The sequence below is a fragment of the Streptosporangium nanhuense genome (genome assembly GCF_059358815.1).
Map to the genome: position 1 here is coordinate 110884 of NZ_JCADBG010000025.1, position 24211 is coordinate 135094.

At 70.6% G+C, this 24211-nt stretch carries 22 protein-coding genes and 1 pseudogene; 12 read left to right on the forward strand and 11 right to left on the reverse strand.

The genetic code is table 11. The features are described 5' to 3' along the window. Positions 1 to 266: 266 nt before the first annotated feature. The 6 genes from AC5L38_RS36180 to AC5L38_RS36205 all read right to left on the reverse strand — a co-directional run bounded on the left by AC5L38_RS36180 (position 267) and on the right by AC5L38_RS36205 (position 5717). Positions 267 to 1055, reverse strand: a complete 789-nt coding sequence (locus tag AC5L38_RS36180) for a DUF899 domain-containing protein (protein ID WP_495247310.1) — start codon at positions 1053 to 1055, stop codon at positions 267 to 269. A gap of 155 nt (positions 1056 to 1210) precedes the next feature. Then, positions 1211 to 1540 (reverse strand): ArsR/SmtB family transcription factor, encoded by a 330-nt coding sequence (locus tag AC5L38_RS36185; protein WP_495247311.1) that lies wholly within the window; start codon positions 1538 to 1540, stop codon positions 1211 to 1213. Continuing rightward, the gene (locus tag AC5L38_RS36190; protein ID WP_495247312.1) at positions 1527 to 1964 is read right to left on the reverse strand and encodes an SRPBCC domain-containing protein; all 438 of its coding nucleotides are present in this window, start codon (positions 1962 to 1964) and stop codon (positions 1527 to 1529) included. The genes AC5L38_RS36185 and AC5L38_RS36190 overlap by 14 nt, the downstream gene beginning before the upstream one ends. A 277-nt stretch (positions 1965 to 2241) precedes the next feature. Further along, the gene (locus AC5L38_RS36195) at positions 2242 to 3696 is read right to left on the reverse strand and encodes a glycosyl hydrolase (protein ID WP_495247313.1); all 1455 of its coding nucleotides are present in this window, start codon (positions 3694 to 3696) and stop codon (positions 2242 to 2244) included. Positions 3697 to 3895: 199 nt separating this feature from the next. Beyond that, the gene (locus tag AC5L38_RS36200) at positions 3896 to 4741 is read right to left on the reverse strand and encodes a helix-turn-helix transcriptional regulator (RefSeq protein ID WP_495247314.1); all 846 of its coding nucleotides are present in this window, start codon (positions 4739 to 4741) and stop codon (positions 3896 to 3898) included. A gap of 46 nt (positions 4742 to 4787) precedes the next feature. After that, the gene (locus AC5L38_RS36205; protein ID WP_495247315.1) at positions 4788 to 5717 is read right to left on the reverse strand and encodes an SDR family oxidoreductase; all 930 of its coding nucleotides are present in this window, start codon (positions 5715 to 5717) and stop codon (positions 4788 to 4790) included. 234 nt (positions 5718 to 5951) lie between these two features. On the opposite strand from AC5L38_RS36205, the gene AC5L38_RS36210 reads away from it, so the two are divergent. Continuing rightward, positions 5952 to 7109: an AF_0692 family protein gene (locus AC5L38_RS36210; protein ID WP_495247316.1), complete on the forward strand. Its 1158-nt coding sequence runs from the start codon at positions 5952 to 5954 to the stop codon at positions 7107 to 7109. 59 nt (positions 7110 to 7168) lie between these two features. On the opposite strand, the gene AC5L38_RS36215 is transcribed toward AC5L38_RS36210, so the two are convergent. After that, the gene (locus AC5L38_RS36215; RefSeq protein ID WP_495247317.1) at positions 7169 to 8323 is read right to left on the reverse strand and encodes an alkaline phosphatase PhoX; all 1155 of its coding nucleotides are present in this window, start codon (positions 8321 to 8323) and stop codon (positions 7169 to 7171) included. Positions 8324 to 8516: 193 nt separating this feature from the next. Here AC5L38_RS36215 and AC5L38_RS36220 point away from each other — a divergent pair, with 193 nt between their 5' ends. The 6 genes from AC5L38_RS36220 to AC5L38_RS36245 all read left to right on the forward strand — a co-directional run bounded on the left by AC5L38_RS36220 (position 8517) and on the right by AC5L38_RS36245 (position 17518). After that, the gene (locus AC5L38_RS36220) at positions 8517 to 9083 is read left to right on the forward strand and encodes a TetR/AcrR family transcriptional regulator C-terminal domain-containing protein (RefSeq protein WP_495247318.1); all 567 of its coding nucleotides are present in this window, start codon (positions 8517 to 8519) and stop codon (positions 9081 to 9083) included. A gap of 312 nt (positions 9084 to 9395) precedes the next feature. Then, positions 9396 to 11558 carry a hypothetical protein gene (locus tag AC5L38_RS36225; protein WP_495247319.1) on the forward strand — a complete coding sequence of 721 codons (2163 nt, stop codon included), beginning with the start codon at positions 9396 to 9398 and terminating at the stop codon, positions 11556 to 11558. Next, on the forward strand, positions 11555 to 12574 hold the full coding sequence (locus AC5L38_RS36230) for a TRAFAC clade GTPase domain-containing protein (RefSeq protein WP_495247320.1): 1020 nt from the start codon (positions 11555 to 11557) through the stop codon (positions 12572 to 12574). Before AC5L38_RS36225 ends, AC5L38_RS36230 begins: the two co-directional genes overlap by 4 nt. Beyond that, positions 12571 to 13992 carry an NBR1-Ig-like domain-containing protein gene (locus AC5L38_RS36235; RefSeq protein ID WP_495247321.1) on the forward strand — a complete coding sequence of 474 codons (1422 nt, stop codon included), beginning with the start codon at positions 12571 to 12573 and terminating at the stop codon, positions 13990 to 13992. The genes AC5L38_RS36230 and AC5L38_RS36235 overlap by 4 nt, the downstream gene beginning before the upstream one ends. Before the next feature lie 359 nt (positions 13993 to 14351). Next, positions 14352 to 15119, forward strand: coding sequence for a hypothetical protein (locus AC5L38_RS36240; protein ID WP_495247322.1), 768 nt, complete (start codon positions 14352 to 14354; stop codon positions 15117 to 15119). Positions 15120 to 15244: 125 nt separating this feature from the next. Continuing rightward, a complete protein-coding gene (locus tag AC5L38_RS36245) occupies positions 15245 to 17518 on the forward strand; it encodes a M56 family metallopeptidase (RefSeq protein WP_495247323.1) in 2274 nt (757 codons plus the stop codon). An 18-nt stretch (positions 17519 to 17536) separates the two neighbouring features. On the opposite strand, the gene AC5L38_RS36250 is transcribed toward AC5L38_RS36245, so the two are convergent. Next, complete coding sequence (locus AC5L38_RS36250; RefSeq protein ID WP_495247324.1) at positions 17537 to 17887, reverse strand: hypothetical protein; 351 nt, start codon at positions 17885 to 17887, stop codon at positions 17537 to 17539. Between the two features lie 261 nt (positions 17888 to 18148). Here AC5L38_RS36250 and AC5L38_RS36255 point away from each other — a divergent pair. The 4 genes and pseudogenes from AC5L38_RS36255 (at position 18149) to AC5L38_RS36270 (ending at position 20892) form a co-directional block, all read left to right on the forward strand. Beyond that, positions 18149 to 19005: pseudogene (locus AC5L38_RS36255) on the forward strand (helix-turn-helix domain-containing protein). Positions 19006 to 19010: 5 nt separating this feature from the next. After that, entirely contained in the window at positions 19011 to 19253 is a 243-nt protein-coding gene (locus tag AC5L38_RS36260; protein WP_495247349.1) for a DUF397 domain-containing protein, read from the forward strand. A 195-nt stretch (positions 19254 to 19448) separates the two neighbouring features. After that, a complete protein-coding gene (locus tag AC5L38_RS36265) occupies positions 19449 to 19949 on the forward strand; it encodes a GyrI-like domain-containing protein (protein ID WP_495247325.1) in 501 nt (166 codons plus the stop codon). Between the two features lie 169 nt (positions 19950 to 20118). Further along, complete coding sequence (locus tag AC5L38_RS36270) at positions 20119 to 20892, forward strand: arylamine N-acetyltransferase family protein (RefSeq protein WP_495247326.1); 774 nt, start codon at positions 20119 to 20121, stop codon at positions 20890 to 20892. A 52-nt stretch (positions 20893 to 20944) separates the two neighbouring features. On the opposite strand, the gene AC5L38_RS36275 is transcribed toward AC5L38_RS36270, so the two are convergent. The 3 genes from AC5L38_RS36275 to AC5L38_RS36285 form a co-directional block, all read right to left on the reverse strand. After that, positions 20945 to 21352, reverse strand: coding sequence for a hypothetical protein (locus AC5L38_RS36275; protein ID WP_495247327.1), 408 nt, complete (start codon positions 21350 to 21352; stop codon positions 20945 to 20947). Further along, positions 21352 to 21597 carry a hypothetical protein gene (locus tag AC5L38_RS36280; RefSeq protein WP_495247328.1) on the reverse strand — a complete coding sequence of 82 codons (246 nt, stop codon included), beginning with the start codon at positions 21595 to 21597 and terminating at the stop codon, positions 21352 to 21354. The genes AC5L38_RS36275 and AC5L38_RS36280 overlap by 1 nt, the downstream gene beginning before the upstream one ends. A gap of 276 nt (positions 21598 to 21873) precedes the next feature. Then, a complete protein-coding gene (locus tag AC5L38_RS36285) occupies positions 21874 to 23607 on the reverse strand; it encodes an ABC transporter ATP-binding protein (RefSeq protein WP_495247329.1) in 1734 nt (577 codons plus the stop codon). A 123-nt stretch (positions 23608 to 23730) separates the two neighbouring features. On the opposite strand from AC5L38_RS36285, the gene AC5L38_RS36290 reads away from it, so the two are divergent. Further along, positions 23731 to 24147: a MarR family winged helix-turn-helix transcriptional regulator gene (locus tag AC5L38_RS36290; RefSeq protein ID WP_389925833.1), complete on the forward strand. Its 417-nt coding sequence runs from the start codon at positions 23731 to 23733 to the stop codon at positions 24145 to 24147. The last annotated feature ends 64 nt before the right edge of the window (positions 24148 to 24211 follow it).

Below are 24211 nucleotides of genomic sequence, written 5' to 3' on the forward strand. Positions count from 1 at the left end.
GACCCCGAAGGTCGGCCGGCGCCGGCTGAAGTCATCGATGTCGGCCCGCAGGGTGATCCTGCTGCCACCGCCGCTCCTGTCGGCGGTGGCAGCAGGCCGCTGTCGCGGTTCCGCGACTTCGGGAAGGTCGCGTTATCCCGTAAGCGGTCGTTCCGCTCCTCGCGATGCGGGTGCGCCCCCTTTGCCCGCTGTCCGCGCGGCGGTATTCCGGTTTGTGAAAGACACGGGTTTCCCGGTCGGCCTGGAGGCAACGGGCGAGGCCGATGTCAGATGTCGTATTCGTCGGGCAGGCGCATGTTGGGGCCTCCGGCCTGCAGCCCGAGGGGGGCCGCGCGCCCCTCGGGTTCCTCCCATGCCTCCTGCCGGCCAAGGGCGGTGAGGTCGAGATAGGGGTAGCCGTTGTGGAACTCCTCGATGCCGCGCCCGTACGTGGAGTAGGTGTGGAAGACCTCCTCGCCGACCCGCAGGAACGCGCTGATGCCCGGGAGTTCCTCGCCGCGCATGCCCTCCGTCCACGGTCCACCCGTCCACGGTGTCCCGGCCTCGGCGAGTTCGGCTTCGGTGCGGAAGTGGAGCAGCACCGGCACGACCCGGTCGTCGAGGGTGGCGTGGAAGTCGTGGTTGAAAGCGCTGCCGTACGAGGAGTACCAGGGAAACGTCCAGCCCATCCGCTCGCGGAATGCGGCGATCTTGGCGTACGGCGCCCGCGACACCGCGACGAGCGTGGTGTCGCGCACGTGCAGTTGCCGCAGCCCGCCGATCCCGTCGGCGGCGGAGGAGCAGCTTGGGCAGCCCGCGTCCCATTCGGGGCTGAACATGAAGTGGTGCATCACCAGCTGCTGCCGGCCCTCGAACAGGTCGAGCAGGCTCACCGTCCCGTTCGGGCCCTCCAGGGCGTACGGCTCGTCAACGCGGACCATCGGCAACCGGCGGCGGTCGGCGTTGACCCGGTCACGGGCCCGGGTGAGCTCCTTCTCCCTGACCAGCAGTTCCTTACGGGCGGCGAGCCACTCCTCGCGCGACACCACTTCCGGCAGGTTTCCCGTCATCGTCATCTCGATCTCTCCCAACGGTTACGACGCCGGCGCGGGGGCGTCGGCGCCGCGGGCGGTTCGGGTCCGGTCGGTCCGGGGCCGGGCGGTGAGTCCGGTGGGCGGGACGACCCGGCGTCACGCGGGGCCGGCCGGTGGAGTCACACCGGAGCGGGCTCTCACTTCAGCCGGTCTCGCAGGGCGTCCAGCGGGCCGTCCCAGTCGCGGGCGAGCGCGGCGAGGAACTGCTGTGCCACCTTCATGGGCGCGGAGTCCAGGCGGTAGCGGACCCGGCGGCGCTCTCCCGGCTCGGCCACCACCAGCCCCGCCTCGGCCAGCAGGGCGAGGTGCTTGGCGATGGCCTGCCGGGTGATCGGCAGCTGGGCGGCCAGGTCGGTCGCGGTGGCCGGCCCCCTGGCCGCGAGTGCGGCGAGGATGCCTCGCCTGCTCGGATCGGCCAGGGCGGCGAAGACCTCCTGCGCCACCGCCTCCAGGTCAGGCTCGTCCATCGAGGTAGGCGACCAGCTCGCCCAGCTCGTTCGTCCAGCCCTTGGTGTTGCCCGAGTAGGCGGCCTCGTGCTCCCCGGTGCCCGGCAGTTGCGCGAACCCGCTCTCGACCATGGTCAGCGTGGTGCCGGCGCCGGTGGGCTCCAGGGTGAACTCCACGTAGGTGCGTCGCGGGTCGCCGTCGGGAAGGCCGTTGATCGGCCAGGTGTAGCCGAAGACGCGCGGCGGCTCGAAGCGCTCGATGGTGAGGGTGGCGGTGTCGCCGCTGTCCCAGGTGAGCTTGGCCTGGCCGCCGACGCGCGGGTCGATCTCGGCGTGGTTTCCGAACCAGGTGCCCAGGCCCTCGGCGGTGGTCAGCGCCTCCCAGACCCGCTGCGGCGGGTGGGGCAGCTGGAGCGTGCGTTCGATCCGGTCGGGGAATGTCATGTCCGTCTCCTTATCGCAACCAGTTGATTGCTACTTAACCTATGGCAATCAACTGGTTGCGTCAACCCGCGCGCCCGCAGGACCCGACCCGGCGAGGCGAGAGAACGAGAGGGCGAGAGGGCGAGGTGAGGCGAGCGGGGTCGTACACGGTCATGGCCGCCATCGGGACTCGCATCGGCGGGTGAAAAAGGGTCCGGCCCGCGCGAGACAGGACTCGCGCGGGCCGGACCGGGGGAAGGCCGCGGACCCATGCCCGGGTCCTTGGCGATGACCTAGATCACTCGGCTGCCTGGAAGGCACGGCCCGCCGGGGTGGCGACGCCGTTGCTCCGGAACAGCCCGCTGTTGGGCTCGGTGTCGGAGGAGGGCAGGCCGAACCAGGCGTGGCGCTGCACGTACGGCAGGGAGGCCAGCATCTTGGAGGACGCGGTGACGAAGGCGGCCTGCTGCGCGTCCGTGGGGAAGCGGACGCCGTTCGAGAAGTCGATCAGCGCGTACTCGGTGAGCCAGATCGGCTTGCGGTAGCGCTCGTACACGGCCTGGATGTACGACTTGAGCTGGCCGGCCGCCGCATCGGCGCGGAAGTCGCCGCCGTACCAGTGCAGCGTGATGAAGTCGACGCGGTAGTTCTTCTGGGCCGCCCCGGTCATGAACCGGTCCAGCCAGCCGCCCGCCCGGTCACCGCCCCAGGCCACGGCCGGGCTGCCGACCTTCAGGCCGGTCGCGGTGAGCCTCGGCCACAGCGACAGCGCCTTGTCCACGGTCATGTTGGACTGCTCGGCGAAGTCCGGCTCGTTGAAACCGAGCAGGTAGGGGGAACCGGAGTTCTTCGCCTGGGCGAGGTTCTGGTCGGTGACGCTGTCGGCTCCCCAGATCATCGGGACGAACTCCACCCCCTTGGGGGTGGTGATGTTGTTGTGGTTCGTGGACCACGTGTAGTACCAGTTCGCGCCGGAGGCTTCGAGGGCCGCGCTGACGTTGGGCGCCTGCCACACGCCCACGCCCTTCTTGCCGGAGGTTCCCGTGGGCGGGACCTCGGGGACCGGTGTGGTCGGGGTCTTGCTGGGGGTGGCGCTCGGGGTGGGCTTCGGGGTGGAGCTCGGCGTCGGTTTGGTCGGCGTGGCGCTGGGGGTGGCGCTCGGGGTGCGGCTCGGGCTCGAACTCGGCGTCGGCCTGGTCGGGGTGGCGCTGGGGACGGGGTTGCCCGAGCCCTTGCCGAAGACCTGGAACTCCCAGAGCGAGACACCGTACTGGCTGGACCGCTTGGTGGCGTGCAGCCGGACGTAGCGGCCGGTGGCCGACACGTCGAGGGTCTGCGTGCCGCCCTTGCCCGCGGTCGTGCTGTGGATCGTCTTCCACTGGCCGCCGCCGGAGGAGGTCTGGATCCGGAACGCGGTGGCGTAGGCGCGCTCCCAGTTCAGCACGATCTTGTTGATCGCGGTGGACCTGCCCAGGTCCACCTGCAGCCACTGAGGGTCGCTGAACTTGCTGGACCAGCGGGTGTCGCTCCTGCCGTCGACCGCGGCCGAGGCGGACAGGTCCCCCCGCTCGGCGGAGGAGGCGACGGCCGCCCGGCCCTGCGACACGGGGGCGTCCGCCGCGCCCGCGGGCAGGGCGCCGTACACCGTGGAGGCGCCCATGACGGCCACCAGCGCGCTGATCAGCGCGGCCCGGCGTACCTGACGACCAGCCGTGCGACCTGCTGCGACACCACGCGGAACAGTCTCACTCATATGGATGGGGTCCTTCGTACGGGGAGTGGGGATCGGACGTTGTCGGCGTATCGGGAGGCGCGCCGGACCGGTCGTGTCCGGTGTCCGGAAGTGCTCGCTCCCGTACAGGAGACCGGCGGGCGCGCCGGGGACAACAGAAATCCGGGAGTCGTCTCGCATCCACTCCTGAAGGACGGGGAACCGGCGGGGAGGGGGCGGGTCAGACGTGCAGGTCGCCGGCGGCGGGGAGCAGCTGGAGCTTCTCGTGGCTCTCGCTGCCGGGCACGGCGGTGAAGACCAGCAGCATCTGGGACTGGTCGGGATCGACCAGGGTCTGGCAGTGCAGCTCCAGCAGGCCGAGCCGCGGGTGCAGGATGCGCTTCGACGCGCAGAACGGGCCCAGGACGGGGTGCTCGTGCCAGAGCGCGGTGAACTCCGGGCTGGCCGCCAGCAGCGCGTCGACCAGCGAGGCCGCGCGCGAACCCTTGCCGCCCCGCGCGTACGCGTCGCGCAGGCTGGCCGTGAAGAGGCGGCTGTGCGTCGGGTGGTCGTCCTCGGGATAGATCAGCCGCGAGGACGGGTCGGTGAACCAGCGGTACTGCGTGCTGCGCGCCATCCCGGTGTGGACGGTCTCGTCGCCCATCAGCGCCGTCGCGAGCCGGGTCTGCTTGAGCGTCTCGCCCAGGTGGCTCATCACCTGCGCGGGGGTGTCCTCCAGCCGGTCGAAGATGCGCATCATCCCGGGGTTGATGTGGTCGCCCCGAAGGACCCGCCGCGGGGTGGCGTGGCCCGCGAGGCGGAACAGGTGGTCGCGCTCCTCGAGGGAGAGGTGCAGGCCCCGGGCGATCGCGGCGAGCATCTGCTCCGACGGGTTGGGCCCGCGCCGCTGCTCGATCCGGCTGTAGTAGTCGGCGGACATGCCGCACAGCGCGGCGACCTCCTCGCGCCGCAGCCCGCCGGTGCGCCGCCGCCGCCCGCGAGGCAGCCCGACGTCCTCGGGTTGCAGCGCCTCCCGCCGGGTGCGCAGGAACTCGGCCAGCTGGGCCCTGTCCATGAGGCTGTCCATGTGGTGGGTCTCCCCTTTCCGGGAACGGCCGCCGTGAGTGAAGGCCTCAGGCGGTGAATTCGACCCCGGCCAGCCGCTCGGAGACGTCCCAGAGCCGGGCGGCGGCGGCCTCGTCACGGGCCGGCTTGTAGACGGCCAGCTCGGTCGGGCCGCCGGTGAACTGGCCGAAGCCGTCGGGGCCGTAGAAGCGGCCGCCCCGCGCCCGCGGATCGGTGGCCGCGTACAGGGCGGGGAGCGCGCCCCTGTCGACGGTCTGCACGAACAGGCCCACGCGGGAGAGCCTCGTCATGATCGCCTCAAGCGGCGAGGGACGCGGCCGGCCCAGGTTGGGGCCGGAGGCGTAGAGGTTCGTCAGGGTCGTGCCGGGGTGCGCGACGTTGCTGACGAGGCCCCAGCCGCCGGCCCGGCTGCGCCGGTCGAGTTCGAGGCCGAACATCAGGTTGGCCAGCTTCGACAACCCGTACGAACGTATCGGGGAGTACTTCCGCTCGCTCTGCAGGTCGTCCCAGTCGATCCTGGTGGTGCGGGCGGCGCTGCTCGACATGGTGGTGACGCGGGCCCGGCCGGCGCGCAGCAGCGGCAGGATCCCGCCGGTCAGCGCCATGTGGCCGATGTGGTTCGTGCCGAACTGCAGCTCCAGGCCGTCGGCCGTGGTGTGCCGGGTGGCCGGTGACATGACGCCCGCGTTGTTGATCAGGATGTCGATCGGCCGGCCCTCGGCGTTCAGCTTCCCCGCGAGCGTCGCCACGGAGTCCAGCGAGGCCAGATCGAGCTCACGGAGGGAGACCACGGCCCCGGGAGCCGCCGCGCGGACACGCGCGGCGGCCGCCTCGCCCTTGACGGGGTTGCGGACCGGCAGCACGAGATCGGCGCCCGCCCGGGCCAGGCGCACGGCCAGGCCGAGGCCGACACCGTCGCTCGCACCGGTCACCACGGCGAGCTTCCCGGCCAGATCGGGCACGGACACGTCTTTCATACTAACTCCCTGGTCAGATGGCATTTCCGGTCAAATCAAGCGTCGCAAACGCTCCGGGACGGATCCATGCCGCGCTTGTCCACGGATCACCTGTCCCTGGATGAGCGGCCCGGTGGGCGCCGCCCTCTCCGTCCAAGGAGGGAGAGGCGCGGCCGGGCTCCGTCCTGAGAGGGGGGCGAAAGCCGCTCTCGCGTTCGATGTGCTCGCGGGGGGTCCGGATCTAGCGTCGCCGCCATGACAGGAAACCCCTCCGGCGACCGGCGGCACGCGGTCCGGACGACCGAGTTGGCTGACGAAACCCCGGCCCAGGCGGCCCAGAAGGTCCCGGCGGCCCAGACGATCCAGGGGGCCCAGACGATCCAGGTGGCTCAGACGATCCCGGCGGCTCAGACGATCCCGGCGGCTCAGGCGGCTCCCGGCGAACGCCTGGGGATGCCGCGTCGCGTCGCGCCCGCCCTCGGGCTGTTCCTGCTCTCGCCGCTGGTCGCGGAGTACCTGCTCGGCAACGTCCCCTCGTCCGAGATCTGGGGACTGATCATCCTCGCGCCGATGTACGGCGGCGGTGCGCTCATCATCCGCGAGGTGGTCCGGCGCGCCGGGCGCGGCTGGCCGACGCTCATCCTGCTGGCGTGCGCGTACGGCCTGCTGGAGGCGGGCCTGATCGACCAGACCCTCTTCCACCTCGTCCCGCTGTTCGAGGGGGACGTCTCCCACCGCGCCACCCTCGTCCCGGCGCTGGGGCTCAGCGCCGGGAACGCCGTGGGGTTCGTCGCCGGGCACGCCATCTGGAGCATCGGCGTCCCGATCGCCCTCGTCGAGATCCTGGTGCCCCGTCGCGCCACCACCCCCTGGCTGGGGAAATTCGGGTTGGCCGTCACCTGTGTCGTGTTCGTCCTCGGCTCCCTCGTCATCTTCAGCGGGATACACGACGAGAGCGGGTTCATGGCGTCACCGCCGCAGCGGATCGGCGCCGCCGCCGTGGTCGTGCTCCTGATCGTCGCGGCGTTCCTCGCCGGACGGCGTCCCCGCCCGGTGACGGGCGGGCGGGCGCCGGAACCCTGGCTGGTGGGCACGGTGGGGTTCGTCGCGTCCGCGGCGTTCTTCGCCCGTCCCGAGGACTGGTGGGGGACCGCCGGGGGTGTCGCGCTGCTCGCCGTGATGACGGTCGTGATCGGCCGGTGGTCGCGACGTGAGGGCTGGGGCGCCGAGCACCGGCTCGCGCTGGCGGGCGGCGCGCTGCTGACCTACGCGTTCGGCGGCTTCCTGCTGCTCATGCTGCACGGCATCGCGACCACCGCCAACCTGGCCGGCCAGGTGGTCCTCGTCCTCGGCGCGCTCGCCCTCTTCCTCCTCGCCCGCCGGACCGTGCGCCGGACGGCCGAGGTGGGGTGACCCCGGCAGGTTCCGCGAACGGCGCCCGGCCTGGAGGCCGGACGCCGCCCGGGAAACCGTCAGGACTGGGCGCGGAAGGGGCCGGTCACCTCGTAGGTGATGCCGCCGCTGCCGGTCGACGATCCGGAGGTGCCGCGCTGGGAGGAGAAGTACAGGCGCGAGCCGTCCGGGGAGAAGGCGGGGCCGGTGACCTCGGAGGAGGACTGGCCGAGGATCCGCAGGAACGGCGCCACGACGCCGTCGGAGGTGATGACGTTGATCTCCAGGTTGCCGCCGTCCTCCGCGACGAACAGGTCGCGGCTGTTGGGCGCCCCGGTGATGTTGTCCACGCCGGTCAGCGGGGCGGCGCCCCCGGTCACCAGCGAGTCGTCGTAGGCCAGGTCGAGGGTGGAGGCGGCGGTGTCGTACGCCCAGACCCGGTTGTCGCCCTTGGTGGTGAAGTAGCAGACGCCCCGGTCGTACCAGCAGCCCTCGCCGCCGTCGAAGTGCTTGGCCGCGCCGACCTGGCGCCGCGTCGCGGTCGGGAAGCCGTCGCGGTCGGGGATGTCCTGCCAGGTCACCGGGCCGGTGACCTGGTCGGCCGGGGCGCAGAGCACCTGGAGCCTTCCGGTGCGCAGGTCACCCCAGGTGTCGGGGACGAAGCGGTAGAAGCAGCCGTCCTCCTCGTCCTCGGTCAGGTAGACGACCTGCCGCACGGGGTCGCAGGCGGCGGCCTCGTGCTTGAAGCGGCCCATCCGGGTGCGCTCCTCGCCGGAGCGCCCGCCCGCGGGCCAGGTCTCGAAGACCCGGCCGAGCGCGATCTCCTCGCACGACAGCCAGGTGCCCCACGGGGTCGCGCCGCCCGCGCAGTTGAGGTTGGTGCCGGACAGGATGCGGTACGCCGAGGTGATGGAGCCGTCGGCGGCGAAGCGGATCGCGGAGGCCCCTCCGGCGAGCGGGATCTCGGAGTTGGACACGTAGATCCAGCCGCCGCCGTCGGGGAAGCACGCCCCGCCGTCCGGCGCCCAGTGCCAGGTGTGACCGGCGACCCGCTGCCCGGAGCGGGCGATCACCCGGCTGGTGAACCCCCGCGGGAGCTGGATGCCGTTCGCGTCCGCGGCCAGCAGGTCGCCGTACGGGCCGGGGCCCGGTTGGGCGACGGCGCCGAAGGCCTGCCCCCACAGCGCTCCGGAGAACGCCGCGCCTCCTCCTCCGACGACAGCCGCGCGTAGCACCGTCCGACGATCCATCATTGCCTCCGAGTTGGCCGAGTCATGGTCATCAGCCGGAAGGTAGATCGCCAAGGCGACCTTGAACCCCCCTCGGCGTGAACGTGAGGTGATCTCCTGGAGCCCGTGCGGAGCCGCGGGCCGAGCGCTCGGCGTCACGTGAAGTTATCGTCGGTAACGGGACGTGGGGAGGCGACGGATGCGACACACGCGGGCAACGGTGATGCGTACGGCACTGCGACTGCTCGACGAGCTGGGGCTCGACGGCCTGACCACGCGCAGGCTCGCGCAGGAGCTCGACGTGCAGCCACCCGCGCTGTACCGCCACTTCGGCGGCCAGCGGGAGCTGCTCGACCACATGGCCGCGACCATGGTCGAGGACGCGTTCGCCCACCTGGCCCGTCCCGGCCCCGGCCAGGACTGGGCCGACTGGCTCGCCGAGCGGGGACGGGTCCTGCGCCGGAGCCTGCTGTCGCGCCGCGACGGCGCGCGGCTGCACCTCGGGGCCCGGCCCGTCGGGAACCAGGACGCGACCTCCGACTCCGCGATCGAGGTGCTCGGCGAGGCGGGCTTTCCTCCGGCGGACGCCCGGCGGGTGGTCCTGGTCGTCAACCGCTACACCGTCGGGTGGGTCGTCGAGGAGCAGGCGGGCGCCGACCGCCCGGGGCCGGGGGAGTGCCGCGAGAGGGCCGACGCCGACTTCGAGTACGGGCTGAGCGCGATCCTGGCGGGTCTCCGCGCCACCCTGGACGCCCAGGCCCGGTAGGCCCTCGCACGCGAGAGGGGTCTCCCACGGGCGTGCCTCTCGCGAGAGAGGCCCTCGCGGTGAGAGGGAACCTCGCCGCGAGAGAGACCCTCGCCATGAGGGCCCCGGCACACTACGGGCACCTCCGTCACCGGCCGCCCCTCGAATAACGTTCCGGATATTTTTCTCAAAGTACGAAATATGGTGATTAGTCATCATTTTATTTGTCTTCAGCTATAGCTGACTACAATAGTCACGATAAAGTTTTTCCTTGATTTGACAGCTTTTAATGGCCTAAGGTGACCTGGCATTGGTGGTCCACTGGAGGGGACAATGGGTCGGGCCGAAAAAATTGATGCCATACGTTCACGACGGGCGCAGAACGCCACGAAGACGGAAACGCTCGGCGCGCATCTGGCCGACATCGAGACCGCGCTCCTGGAGCTGGAACGGGTCAGGGGGGACCTGCTCACCCGGATCGAGGACGAGCCGCTGGCCAGGCTGTCCGCGCTGGCCCCGGCCCTGCGCGAGCTGATCGACAAGACCGCGCTGGAGCGCGCCGCGCTCGACCGGGCGCTGGCCAGGCTGCGCCGCACGACCCTCAACATCGGGGTGGTGGGAAGGGCGCGCCAGGGCAAGAGCCGGTTCCTGCAGAGCCTGACGGGGCTGACCAGCCGCGAGATACCCGACGGGTCCGGGCACTTCTGCACGGGCGTGCCCAGCATGATCCGGCATTTCCCCGGGGCCACGTACGCGGACATCTTCTACCACTCCGAGCGGTCCTTCCTGGACGAGGTGGTCGGCCCCTACTACGACCGCTACGGGCTGGGCGCCCGGCCGGTCTCGCCGAGGGCGTTCGGCAAGGGGGCGTTGCCGCGACTGCCGGCCGAGAACCTCACCCCGCAGGCGGAGAGCGCGTACGGGCACCTGACCGCCTACCACGAGGCCTTCGGCGAGTACGGCGCGCTCATCGGCCGCACGTCGCCGGAGCGCGTCGGGGACGACCGGATCCGCCGCTTCGTCGCCCAGGACGACGTCGACGGACGCCCCCTGCACACCTTCCGCGCGGTGCGCCGGGTGGAGATCTCCACCCCGTTCGAGCAGGAGGACCTGTCCGGCGTGACGGTCATCGACCTCCCCGGGCTCGGCGACACCAACCTCGGCGACTCGCGCGTCCTGCTCTCGGCGCTGGAGGACGACGTCGACCTGGTGCTGTTCCTGCGCCGCCCCAACCCCGAGGGCGACGGGATCCACGAGTTCGACGTCGACCTGTACGGCATCGCGCAGAGAGCGCTGCCGGAGATCCCGATGGAGCGCAGGTCCTTCCTGATCCTCAACCACCGCGACAGCGTCGACCAGGACAACCTCGCCAGCTGCCGGTCCTTCCAGGCGCAGGTGGAGAACTCGCCGATCCGGGTGGCCGGTGTGCGCGTCGCCGACTGCTCCAAGACGGCCGAGGCGGTCGCCGCCTTCGACCCGATCGTCGACTATCTGGTCGACAACATCGAGTCCCTGGACCAGACGATCATCGGCGAGCGGGTGCGGCGCGTCGCCGAGATCGAGGAGGAGGCGCGCCTGCTGATCCGGGAGGCCTCGGCCTTCGCCGGCTCGGCCCAGCCGGGCGACAGGTCGTTCTCCACCTTCCTGGATCTTTTCCACGTCACCTACCAGGAACTGGCCGTCGCCATCAAGCAGCTGGTCTGGGAACTCGGGGCCGAGCGGGACGCCCCCGACCACGCCCTGGGCGAGGCCGTCACACAGGTGATCGCGCAGGCGCGCGAGCACGACGGGATCCCCACCGTGACCGAGATCGCCCGGCGAGGCGCCACCGAGGGGTCGAACGTCGCGACCTTCAGCCACCTGCTGGACGAGAGCAGGGCCCGCCTCTCCCGGCACTTCCTCGGGCTGGAGGACGCCCTGCGGCACTCCGTCCAGCAGATGTGGGACAGGGTCGCGGAGACGCTGCGCGGGGCGGGGAAGCTCAAGCACCTGAGCGACCGGACGGGCCGCGACTTCCTGGTGGACCTCGCCGAGATGATAGGCGGCCAGGTCAGGGCCGACGGCACCAGCGAGGTCAGGTACGCGCTGGAGATCGTCACCGATTTCAACCTCTCCTACCGGGGGTTCTTCCAGCACCGCATCAGGCCCTGCCTCGACGGGATGAACGCCGACGCGGAGGAGGTGATCCTCCAGCGTGGCGAGGCCTCGCCCCAGGACATCCGGGAGGCGCTCGACATCGTCTACCACGAGGCTCTGTACAAGTGCGAGAACGCGCTCGCCGACCTCCTCGCCGAACCCAACGGCGCGGTGTTCGCCATCGTGGAGGAGTTCAGCGACAGGGTGCTGCGCTCGCGGCGGACGCAGGACGAGTGGCGTGCCTTCTACTGGCCCTTCCGGGCCGAGATCTGGACGGGCACGTTCGCCGCGCTGGACGCGGAGACCGTGCACATACGGACGTGGAACGAGGCGATCCAGCGATTGAACGAGCTGCTGTGAACCGCAACAAGGCCGTTCAGACCCTGCTCGGGGCGCGCGGCGAAGAGTCGATCATCGATGTGACCATGCTGGGATCGGTCGGGGTCGGCAAGACCACCCTGCTCGCCTCCATGTACGAGAGGTTCGGCCGGGTCATCGGGACGACCGACCTGTCTGTCCTGCCTTCGGACCACCGGACGTCGGTCCGCCTCCAGGGATACCTCAACGACCTGCAGAAGATCACCAACACGGTTCGCGCACGAGACGGACTGGTCGGCACCGGAGACGTACGCGAATATCTCTTCAAAGTCGGACGAAAGGGGCGTAGTCCGCTTTTCGATCTGCGGTTCACCGACTATCCGGGAAAGTACCTCATCGACCCGGCCGTCGACAGCGGCAGCAAGTTCCAGCGCGCCCTGGACCGGGCCGACGTGGTGCTGGTCGCGATCGACGCCCCCGCGCTCATGGAGCGCCACGGGCGCTACCACGAGTTCATCAACACCCCGCGGCTGGTCACCGACATGATCATGCGGATGGCCGAGCGCGACACCGCCCGGCTGATCCTGCTCGCGCCGCTCAAGTGCGAGAGTTACGTCACCACTCCCGAGGGCGCGCAGCAGCTCGCCGCCAGGGTGTCCGACGCCTACCGCCCGCTGTTCGACCAGCTCGGCTCCGGCCTGCTGCGCTCGCGGGTCGCCTGCGTGCTGACGCCCGTCCAGACCGTGGGCTCGGTCGTCTTCTCCCGCCTTGAGGAGGACCTCTCCGGCCATCCCGTCTTCCACTTCCGTACGAAGAGGGCGAAGGCCGTGTACGCACCGGTCGACACCGACCAGCTGCTCCGCTACACGCTCAGGTTCGTCGTCAACAAGTACCGCGCCAGCGAGCGGGGCCTGTTCAGATCCGTGTGGGAACAGGTCATCGGCACGGACCTCAAACTGGTGGAGGCGGTCGACGAGTTCGCCTCCGGGTGCAAGACCACCGACGGGTTCAGCGTCTTCCAGGACCATCCCCTGCTCGCACCCGGACGCCTGACATGACCTCGTCCTGGTTCGTCCTGTCCCGGGGACCCCGCGCGGACGAGGACTACGGCTGGAAACGGGTCGGCTCGTCCGGCTTCGTGGCCGATCCCGTCCCCGGATTCCGGCAGACGCCCCTTTTCGCGATCGTCGACCAGGAGAAGCCGGGCCTCGTGCTCATGCGGGACGAGGACGCCGGGGTCGTCCTGCTGGTCACCGGCCTCATCCCCGGCGGGGCCCCCGTCGACTACCGGAACCGGCCCATCCGCGCCTGCCTCCTGGGCGTCGCCCGCCCCGGGGAGGCCGGCGAGCTGGTCGCGGTGGCCGTCCGGGCGCTCAGAGGCGGCCTGGAGGAGGCCCTGCCCATCCGCTACGAGGCCATCGAGGCCGGTGGCGGCTTCAAGGTGGACGGCGCGGCCTGGGCCGGGTCCTTGGCCCGGTCCTTGGCATGGCCCTTGGCGCGGTCCGCGGGACCGCCGCCGGCCGGGGGCTTCCGCGGTGAGAGGGGCTCCGGCGGTGAGAGGGGCTCCGGCGGTGAGAAGGACTACGGCGGTGAGAAGGACTACGGCGGTGAGAAGGACTTCGACGGTGAGAGGGGCGCCGGTGGTGAGGCGGGCCCGGAGAGGCCGCGGCTCTACCCCGACAGGGAGGACAACCGCCTGAAGGTCGGGGAGGAGCTTCTGCTGCTCCATGAGCGGGGCGGGCTCGACGCGATGCGCGAGAAGATCGTCGTTCTGCGCACCAACCTCCTCGACCTGACCGAGATTCACGAGCTGGACGTGTGGCGCTGCCTGTCGGCCCTGACGGACGTCCCCCTCGTCCCGAGGAGTCCCTCGCCCAGGCGGCTCGACGAGATGGTGCGGCACGGCCTCCGTGGTCTCCCTATCATCGGCGGCGCCTTCCTCGTCTGCGCGTTCGTGGCGGCCGTCCTGGTCGCCCAGGGAGGGCCCGCCCCGCCCGCGAACCCTTCGCGCGGCCCGTCATCCGGCCCCCTGACCACCGTGCCGGCCTCCGCGTCGGACACGGAGGGCCCGCTCCCGACACCGTCCCTCTCTCCGGCTCCTCCTCCGGTGCCGCGAGACGACTGGAAGATCGAAAAGAGCGGTAAGGGCGAGGTGGACGGCCGGAAGGTGTCCGTGGAGGTGAAGCCCGGTGGAACGGTGGATGTGAAGCTGACCCTGATGAACATCGGCAAGGTCGCCTGGGAGGGCCGCAGGATGACCGTGCAGGGCGGCACCCGGGACCGGTGCCGGCCGGTGCCGCCCAATCGGGACCTCGCCTTCACCGCTCCCGGGAAATCCCTCGTTTTCCCCGTGTCGATCACCGCCCCACGTCAAGCCGGCAGGTGCGAGATCATCTGGAGGATGACGAACAGCGACGGGTATCCGTTCTTCGAGGACGACCACGTCCTCACCCTTTCCGTGACCGTGAAGAACTGAACCCTTCTCGCGACGCCCCCTCTCCGTGGTGGCGAAGGACGGTTCCGGGTCCGTGGGTCCCGTCCATCCGGCGCGACGACCGGGTCGCGGCGACGGACGGATCGGGGAACCGGCTCCCGGACGAATGCGTCAGCCGACCGTGCGAAGGTCGCGACGAATGAATTCACCCCGCTTTGTCGTCATAAATGTGAATTGTCGTGTTTGAGGTTCCTCTTTAGATAAAAGTGCGCGTAACGCCGACCCATGATTTTTGTTGGCTATATATGGTGATGGGCGTTTGTTTGGGGTCATGGGAGTCTGCGCCGGCGGGGGTGGTGTCCGCTACGCCAGGTGCCGGCGAAACGTACGAGAGGAGAGGCATGTTCTGGCGCGGTGCGTTGAAGCGGCGGAAGGCGGCGGCGGGGGTCGCCGGGGTGGGGGCCGGGGAGGGGGACGCCTCCGGTGCCCTGTGGCGGGTCCACGTGGAGCTCGGCCGCGAGGTGGTGGCGCTGGCCTATCCGGGCGAGCTGGAGCTGTACGACGACGTGGTGGCCGAGGTCCGGTCGGACCCGGGCCGGTTCTCCGGCGACGAACGGTTGCGGCCACCGGTGGGGATGGGCGTGGACCTCGCCCTGGCGGCCCCGTACGTGCTGCCGGTGGTGTGGTTCCTGGTCATGGCGGTGACCAACAAGGCCGTCGACAGGGTCGCGGACGGGACGATCGACGTGCTGGAGCGGACCACCCGCGACCGGCTCGCCGCGTTGTTCGGGCGAAAGGCACGAAATCCCCTCACACCGGACACGGCGGCCCTCGCGGCGTCCGGTGCCGCGCCGGGTCAGGCGGTGCGGCTCAGCCCTGCGCAGGAACGCGAGGTCCGCGAGGTGCTGACGCCCCGGGCCGTCGCGCTGGGCCTGGACGAGCAGCGGGCGCACTACCTGGCGGAGGCCGTGCTCGGCGCGTTGAGGCTACGGGGCGCGGAGGAAGAGGAGGGCGGGGCCGAGGCGGAGGGAACGCGGAGGCAGAACGGGCGCGCCGACGGGGAAGAGGGGGAGGAGCGGGAGAAGGGCGAGAGCCCGGACGAGGGCGAGGCGGGGAAGGGCCCGGACGGAAATGATAGGGGAGAGGGCCCGATCGCGGACGCCCGGTGAGTGTGACCTCCACACCCGGCCACGCTCCGGGTGGGAAGGACGACGACTCTTTCGGCTCCCTCGGCGGGAGGGCCGGAGAGCCCCCGGCTGGGAAGGCCGGAAAGCCTCCCGCCGGTCGGTACGCGGTGGCGCCACCGTCGCCGGCCCGCGCCCGCTACCTGCTGCTCGTGATTCTCCTGGTGCTGGCCGGCGGGTTCGCGGGCCAGTCGGTCTTCGCCATCACGTCGGCCAGGTCATGGCTCGCGTCGATGCGACGGTGCGCGGCGCGGGCCGCCGAGGCGTTCCCCGGCGACCGTCTGGCCTCCATCCCCCACGAGCAGGCGTGCATGGTCCCGGCCGAGCTGGAGCGGGTGCTGTGGGTGCTGGGGGGCGCGCTGTCGGTCCTGGGAGTGGGCGTGGTCCTGATGCTGCTGCTGCCGTACCGGCTGGCGCGCAGGGCGGGACCGTTCCGCGCTGTGCCGCCCGCCTGGGAGGACCGGGTGGAGGCGGCGGCGCGGCGGATGGGGGTGCGGCGGGTGCCGGCGGTGGTGTTCGGCTCGCTGCGACTGCGGGAGCCCTTCACCGTCGGCAGGCCGGGCAGGCCCCTGATCGTCCTGCCGCCGGGGGCGGTGAACCTGCCGAGTGCCCAGGCGGACGCCGTGATCCGCCACGAGATGGCGCATGTGGCGGCCGGTGACGTCACGCTGGTCTGGCTCATCCGCGGGGTGCGGTGGGCGTTGGTGCCCGCGCTGCTGACGCCGCTGTTCTTGGCGTACGGCGTGCCGGTCGTCTCCTACGTGGCCTCCACTTTCTTCGACGCCGATCTGACGCTCCGGCAGAGGCTCGTGGACGTCGTGGTACTGAGCCGGGCGATCTTCCTCAACCCCCACTTCCTCGACCACACCGCGCGGTCGGGAGGGCTGCTCGTCATGGCCGCGCTGGTGGCGTCGGCGGTGCTCCGCGCCTGCGAGCACGCGGCCGACCTGAGGTCGGTCTCGGGAGGGCCGTCGGGTCCGCTGGAGGTCCTTCTCGCGGCGCAGCGGTCGCCGCGCGAGCCGTGGTGGCGGCGGCCGACGGCGATACACCCGGCTCCGGGGCGGCGGCTGGCCGCCGTGAGACGGCCCGAGCTGGCCTTCCACAGCCCGGTAACCGACGCCGTGGCCGCGGGGGCGATCGCGAGCATGACGTTGCTCGCCCTGTACGCCGTGACGCCGTACGTCCCGTTCTTCTCACCCGGCCCCGCGCCCTGGGCCGGCTCGACGCGGCTGGCGGGCCTGGTCGTGGGGCTGCTTCTCGGTGCGGTGTGGGGGATGGCGCTCTGGCGCGCCGTCCTGGCCGCCCGCACCGGGGGCCACGTGCCGCGCGGGCGCGTGCTGCTGCCGGGACTCCTCAGCGGGTTCGCCGTGGGGATGATGGTCCAGATCTGGGACGTGGGCAAGACCTATGCCGTCCCCCCGAACATGTGGGCGATGGTGGTGGTGCCGCCCCTGGCCGTCGCCGGGGCGGGCGCGTGCAGCCTGGCGCTGGCCGAGCCGTGGGCCCGCCGCTACGACGGTGTTCCCGTCCCCCTCCGGGGGTGGCTGGCCGCCGCGGCGGTCAACGTCGCGGTGTTCACCGGCGGCCTCTGGAGCGCCCAGGAGATCGTGGGCCTGGGGCCGATCGGCCCGCGACCGCTCTCCGGAGCGCAGGCCGGGCTTGCCGGCTGGTGGGAGGCCTATCTGCGCAGCGGCATGTTCTCGGGGCGGGGGGAGATGACGGTGGCGGGACTGGCGGGCATCTCGGCCCTGGTGTGGTGGTGGACCGCCCGTGCCCGCCGCCCTGCTCCTGCTCCTGCGCCGGTTCCTGTCTCGGGGCGGGGCGGCGATCCCTCTCGTACGGCCCCACCGCTGTTACCGGCGAGAACCGTGCTGCCCGCGGCCGTCGCGGCGGCGGTGGCCGCTCTGACGGTGCGGTGGACCGCCAGGGCCGTGCTCGGGGGAGAGGGTGGCGCCTACGCCTTCCAGCTCGACGTCCTGACCGCGAGCGGGGCCGGTGTCGCCTGCCTGCTCGCCGTTCTCGCCCTGGGCGGGACGGCCGGGACGGCCCAGGGCGTCGCGGCCGCCACCTCGTCCACCCTGCTGGTCGCCGCCGCGCTGTGGCTGCGCGACCTCACCGCCTGGTGCACGCGGCCGGGCGCGATTCAAAGCCTGGTCGTCGTCTCCGGCGGCCTGCTCGCCCTGGCCGTGCTCACGGTGGCGCTGCCCGCCGCGCTGCTGCCGTCCCCCTTCCTGCGGTGGCGGTTCAACAGCGGCGCGGCCGGATGGGCGACGGCCTGCCTGGCCGCGCTGCTCGCGGCCGTGGTCGTGGGGACGATCGTCTACAGCGGTGACACCCTCCTGCTCAAGATGCCCTCCCCGCCGAAGTGCGGGGAGCCTCTCTGAGGCCGGGCGGGGCGGCGGTCACCCTTCGCTTTCCCCGAGCCAGACCAGATCGGAGCGGAGCCGGTACGCGGCGCTGTCGGCGCTCCGCCAGCTGCCGAACCCCCGAGCGGTCACCCCGACGGTGGCCGCCTCCCCGCCCGGTAGTGCCAGCCCGTACGCCACCACCTCCGAGACACCCTCCCCCTCGTGGTCGCCGAACTCCTGGACCAGCGCGAACACGCGAGGCAGGCCACCGGCCAGCGCCCGGACGTCCTCCCTGGTGGGACCGGTGTTCTCGGGAAAGGCGTCTTCCTCGCTCCCGGTTACCGCCTCCGGTGAGCCTGTGCCGTGGTAGACAGTCGAGTGGTCGGAACCGTTGAAGTGCTCCATCTCGGGTGTTTCCTTTCCGGCCGCCGGGACCGGGGTGGGCATGGCCTCCAAGCGAAGCCCACCCCGATCCCTTTTCTGCTTTCCGATATTGAAGTGACCCCATAGCTCGTAATTGGTCGCCAGCCGCCACCTTTGTTTACCCGATGTGATCGCTTGATTACTTTCGGTAAAGCGACACAAATGCAAGGGCTCGACAAGTTGTCCAGCCTCATCGATTGGCTCGCGCCTCGATTTGCGTGACCAGTTCGGAAGGAATGGGTTATGGCTGCCCCAAAGTGGATCACGTTGCGTTCCCAGTGGCTCGGTCAGCAACTTCGGGAGCTGAGAGAGGCGAACGACCTCCTCCTCAAGGACGTGGCCGAGTATCTGCAACGCGATCCGGGCACCATCAGCCGTTTCGAGTCCGGCGGATACCCCATCCGCAGGCCCGACCTGTTCGCGCTCCTCGACCTGTACGGCGTCGCGGACGGTCATCGCCGTGAGGCACTGCTGAAGCTGAGCCAGGAGGTCTGGCAGAAGGGCTGGTGGGACGGCTACGCCGGAGAGGTCGTCGGCTGGCTCATCGACTACGTCTGGCTGGAGTCGCGGGCCAGGGAGATTCACACCTTCGACAACACGTTGCTACCTGGTTTGTTGCAAACCGAGGCTTACGCGTGGGCGGTGATCACCGCAGCCGACTTCGACGTGGACGTCGAGCAGAGAACGCGCTGGCTCGAACTTCGTATGGCCCGTCAGGGGATCCTCAAGGGTGACGCTCCGCCGCGACTGTCGCGATCGTTGACGAGAGTGTGCTTCGGCGCATGGTCGGCGGTACGGAATGCATGGCGGCGCAACTCCGGCATCTGGCCGGGTGTGCCGCCCAGGCGAACATCGAGGTTCGTGTGCTCCCGTTCAGTGCCGGAGCGCATGCCAGCCCGACCGGCGCGTTCCGGATTCTCCGGGTGGAGGATCCTTTTCCTGAGGTCGCATACGCGGATACCGCCAAGGGAGCTGTTTACATTGAATCGCCAGATACAGAGCGTCTGGTGCGGACATACGATGAATTGCTGAAGCTCGCTCTCACACGCGAGGAGTCGGCCAGGCTGATCCCCGCGACGGCAGAGGAGTTGTTGAGATGAACGCGATGGAAGGCCACGAGATGCTCGGCCCCGGCGAGGTGGCCGGTGTCGCCTGGCGTATCAGCACGAGGAGCGAGAACGGCGGCGGAAATTGCGTCGAGGCCGGGCCGCTGGGTGACGGCACCGGGCGGGTCGCCGTACGGCACAGTCACCGGCCCGACGGTGAGGTGATCGTCTATACCCGCGCCGAGTGGGAGGCGTTCATCGGTGGCGTCAAGGACGGGGAGTTCGACTTCTCCGCCACGTGAGACGACGCGACAGCGGTCCGGCCCGCCGTGACGTGGGCGAGGCCGCGAGCCGTCGCGTGAACGTCTCCACCCCTCGCGCCACCAGCGGAGGCGCGTTCACGCGCACCCGGCGCATCGACCCGGCACCGCCCGATACGGCATAGTGATGCCGCTCGGGAGCCGCGGGCGAACGGCCGAGGTCACGTGGAGGTACGGATGGAGATCCTTGAGGGCCCCTCGGTCGAGACCAAGCCGGACCGGCACTGCGCCGGCATCCGGGTGGTCACGCCGTTCCGCGGCATGTTCGCCGTACGGGACGGGCTCATGGAGGAGTTGTACGGCCGGCTCGACGAGCGGGGCGTCGGTTTCGGGACCACCTTCTTTCGCCTGCACGTGGTCGACATGGCCGGGGCGATGGACGTCGAGGTCGGTGTCGTCACCGAGAAGCCGTTCGAGGGCGACGGCCGGATCTCCCCGGGCACGCTCCCGGCAGGCCGGTACGCGACGCTGACCTACGTCAACCACGGCCGCCGGGCGAACCGGGCCCTGGTCGAGTGGGTGCGGGAGCAGGGCCTGACGTTCGACTGCGTGGAGAACCCCGCCGGTGACCGGTTCGGCTGCCGGTACGAGGCCTATCTCACCGACCCGCGGTCCGAGCGGATGAAGACCCGCTGGCGCATCGAACTCGCCATCCGCCTGGCCGACGAGCCTTCCTGAGCACGGGTTTTCCCAGGGAGTACGTCACGATCGCGGCGGGGTCACTCGTTGGAGCGGTCGTCACGACCCGTCGAGGACAGGCCGTCGCGGGAACACGCCCACGGACGATCCGGCGACTGACCTCCGACGGCGAGATCCGATGGGAGTCGGCGCGTGGTTTGCTTGCCCCGTGGACGAATCGCGGATCACTCGTTACCTGGACAGGCTCGGCGCGACCCGGCCCGCGAAGCCGGATGTCCAGGGTCTGCGGGCCCTGCAGCTCGCGCACCTGCGGGCGGTGCCGTTCGAGAACCTGAGCATCCATCTCGGCGAGGAGATCTCGCTCGAATCCGACGCGCTGTTCGACAAGGTGGTCGGCCGTCGCCGCGGCGGCTTCTGTTACGAGTTGAACGGGTTGTTCGCCGAGGTGCTGACCGCGCTCGGCTACCGGGTGACGCTGCTGGCCGCCCGGGTCTTCGGCGGTGCGACGCCGGGGCCGCTCTTCGACCACCTGGCGCTGAGGGTCGATCTCGACGGCGAGTTGTGGCTGGTCGACGTCGGGTTCGGGGACTTCTCCGACGAGCCGCTGCGACTCGACGGGCGGGGGGAGCAGCGGGACGGCGGGGGCGTGTTCCAGATCGGGCTCGCTCCCGGCGGCCACGGCGACCTCGACATCACGCACAACGGCGACCCGGCCTACCGGCTGACCGCCCGGCCGTACGAACTGGCGGACTTCGTCCCGACGTGCTGGTGGCAGGCGACCTCCCCGCGGTCGCACTTCACCAGGTCGCCGGTCTGCTCGATGCGCACGGCCCGGGGCCGGGTCACGCTCCGCGGCCGCACGCTGATCGACACCGTGGACGGCGAGCGCACCGAACGCGTCCTGGACGAGAGCGAGCTCCTCCCCGCCTACCTCGACCACTTCGGCATCGCGCTCGACCGGGCCCCGTCCGCCAAGGCGTGACCTCCCGTTCGACAAGAGTGGGGGCGGTGGGCGACAGCTGTGACGTGCGCTGTCAGGCGCTCTGGCGGTCTTCGCTCCTGCTCGTGCGGATCTGCTGGATCCGTTGCTTGCTCAGCCCCAGCAACTCTCCGATGTCGGGATCCGACAGGCCGAGCCCGGCCAGCTGTTCGACGCGCGCCCTGGCCGTTCTGGTGTAGTCGTCGGCGATCGCGGCGGCCCGTCGCTGGAGCTCGGCGAAATCGTTCAGGTCGTCTTCGGTAAGACCGGGCAGGGTGTAGTGGAACACCGGAGCGGGCGGCCGGTCTCGGTCGGCGAAGAGGAAGGGCAACCCTTCGGCGATGTCGCCGTGCAACTCCTTCAGGGAGCGAGCGGACATGCCGCCCGCCACGCCGTGCACGGTCGCGAGCCACAGCGCGCCGGTTTTGGTGACGTGAACGTCAACACTGTCCTGGGCGCCCATCAGTCCTCCAGCCAGTTGTCACCGAACACGGAGGCGAGCCCCCGTTCGAGATTTTTCACAGCGTGCGGTGTCTCGCCTGGGTACAGCGGGACGATCGCGCGTGCCGCGACGCGGCCCTGGGCGTCCCACAGCAGCAGGAAGCGTTGCCTCCTGGTCGTTTCGGCCCAGTCGCAACGCAACTCGCGATCGCGGGCGAGGGTCGTGATGCGGTCACGGATCGCCGTGTAGTCGTCTCGTTCCACCACACGCGGCAGACTATATCCCTTGCTCACCAGCGACAATGCCCCTTGTCGGCATATTCGTTATGGTGTGTCGCCCTTTATGATCGGTCATTCCAGGACAACTAGATCATTTTTGTCGCGAGGTTCCGCTGGATTTTTTACCGCGAGGTCTCTGTCGAGCGGAGCCGGCAGGTCCGATCGGTCATGCGAGACCAGAAGCGGACCGGTGACCGCAGGAGGAATCCGATGGGAACGACCGGCCGGGCGGGCTTTGCGGTGGATGACGGAACGTGACCCGGGTCAGGCGGAGGTGAGGGAGCGGTCGCGGTTGACGAGGGCGGCGTAGGGGCCGTCGGCCGCGAGGAGCTCGTCGTGGGTGCCGCGTTCGACGACGCGGCCGTGGTCGAGGACCACGATCTGGTCGGCGTCGCGGATCGTCGACAGGCGGTGGGCGATCGTGATGGTCGTGCGGCCGTGCGACAGGGTGTCCAGGGCCTCCTGGACGGCGCGCTCGGTCTGGGTGTCGAGGGCGCTGGTGGCCTCGTCGAGGATGAGCACGGGCGGGTCGCGCAGCAGGGTCCTGGCGATGGCCAGGCGCTGCTTCTCGCCGCCGGAGAAGCGGTAGCCGCGCTCGCCGACGACGGTGTCGTACCCGTCGGGCAGTGACGCGATGTGGTCGTGGATCCGGGCGGCCCGCGCGGCGGCGACGATCTCCTCGTCGGTGGCCGACGGCCTGGCGAACCGCAGGTTGTCGGCGATCGAGGAGTGGAACAGGTAGGTCTCCTGCGAGACCACGCCGACCGTCTCGGCCAGGGCCTCGAAGGTGAGGTCGCGCACGTCCACCCCGTCGATCGTGACCCGGCCGCTCGTCACGTCGTACAGGCGGGGCAGCAGGTAGCTCAGCGTGGTCTTGCCCGAGCCGGTCTCGCCGACCACGGCCAGGGTGGTGCCCGCGGGGACGGTCAGGTCGACGTCCGAGAGGGTCGGGGCCTCGCCGTAGGAGAAGTCGACGTGCTCGAAGCGGATCTCGCCGCGTACGTTCTCCGGCGTGCGGGTGCCGGGGTGGATGTCCACCGGCAGGTCCAGATACTCGAAGATCCGCCCGAACAGCGCCAGGGAGCTCTGCACGTCGACGCCGAGCCGCAGCAGCGACACGGCGGGCCGGAACAGGTTCATCTGGAGCGTGGTGAAGGCGACGACGGTGCCGATGGAGACGGCCGAGGTGAGCCCGGTGGCCCAGTAGATCACCGCGGGCATCGCCGCCATGATGATCTGGATGGTGGACTGCCGCCAGCGCCCGGCCATGCTGGAGCGGACCTCCAGGTCGGCCAGCTCGTCCGAGGCGGCCGAGAACCGCCCGGTGAGCTCGGGGCCGCGGCCCATCGTCCGGCCCAGCAGGATTCCGCTGATCGACAGCGACTCCTGGACCATCGACGACATGGCGGCCATCTTCCGCTGCCGCTCGGAGGTGATCTTCCTGCGTTCCCGGCCGACCCTGCGGCTGATCGCGACGAAGACGGGGAGCAGCAGCAGCGACACGATGGTGAGCCGCCAGTCCAGCACCAGCATCGCGACGATCGTCGCGATCACGGTGGTCAGGTTGGAGACCATCGAGGCCGCGGTGGAGGTGACCACCAGCTGCATGCCGCCGATGTCGCTGGCGATGCGCGACTGCACCTCGCCGGTCCGGGTGCGGGTGAAGAAGGCCATGGACATGCGCTGCAGGTGGCCGTAGACGCTGGTGCGCAGGTCGTGCATGACGCGCTGGCCGACCCCGGTGGAGATCAGCGTCTGGACGACGTCGAGCACGCTGGTGACGACGGCGACCGCGACCATGCCGAGCGCGAGCAGCGTCAGCAGGCCGGTCCTGCCGTGCGGGATGGCGTCGTCGAGCACCGAGCGGAGCATGAACGGCGAGGCCAGCGAGACGAGTGAGGAGAGCCCGATGAGGGCGCCCACGACGGCGAGGCGGCCCCGGTAGGGGCGGAACAGGCCGACCACGCGCCGCAGGGGCGCGCGAGGTTCGTCGTTCATAACGGGTGTTTCGTGCCGTATGGCACTTTCGGTTTGTTCGGTCATGTAGCTCCTTTGCGATGTTTACTCAAACAGAGGTTAGCTCACATTCATTCCGGGCGTCACTGGGATAAGTTCGGCGCTGTGGAGACGGAACTGGCCGACCTGGTGCACGGTGTCGGCCATCGACTGCGGCGGGGGTACGGTGAGCGGCTCGGCCCGCTCGGCCTGAGCCCCGGCCAGGCTCGGGCGCTGCGGGTCATCGTCGACTCCGAGCCGCCGCTGAAGATGGTGCAGCTCGCCGAGAGGCTGAGGATCGTGCCACGCTCGGTGACCCCGGTGGTCGACGCCCTGGAGGAGGCCGGGCTGGTCCGCCGCGAGGTCGATCCGGCCAACCGCCGCTCCACCCTGCTCGTGGTCACCGGCGAGGGCCGCGAGAGGTACGAGCGGGTGCGCGAGGCGCGCAGGCGGGTGGCCGAGGAGCTGTTCTCGGTGCTCACCCCCGATCAGCAGGACCGGCTCAGGGAACTGCTGGGCACGGTCGACGCCCAGTCCGCCTGACCGCCGCTCCGGACACGAGACGGCCTGACGGCCCGATGGCCCGGTGCGTCGGATCACCCACCTT